The organism is Paenibacillus sp. EKM212P, from assembly GCF_011066115.1.
Taxonomy (GTDB): Bacteria; Bacillota; Bacilli; order Paenibacillales; family Paenibacillaceae; genus Paenibacillus; species Paenibacillus polymyxa_B.
Genome location: NZ_JAAMNR010000092.1, coordinates 1 through 210, shown reverse-complemented (window position 1 = coordinate 210; position 210 = coordinate 1). Strand labels below are relative to the sequence as shown.

Annotated in this window: 1 rRNA gene; it reads left to right on the top strand. The window is 48.1% G+C overall.

Going from position 1 to position 210, the window contains the following annotated elements:
• Positions 1–147: 147 nt before the first annotated feature.
• A 5S ribosomal RNA gene (rrf, locus tag G9G54_RS25180) occupies positions 148–210 on the top strand; the annotation flags it as partial.

Genomic DNA, 210 nt, shown 5'->3' with positions numbered 1-210 from the left:
AGATAGGTTGGGGGTGGAAGTGCAGTAATGCATGGAGCTGACCAATACTAATCGGTCGAGGGCTTATCCTAAAAAAAACGCAAATGAGTTTCGGATCCAGTTTTCAGGGTGTAACCTTGAAGGTAGAATTTGTACAGCAAATTCATGTTTGGTGGCGATAGCGGAGGGGTTCCACACGTACCCATCCCGAACACGACCGTTAAGCCCTCC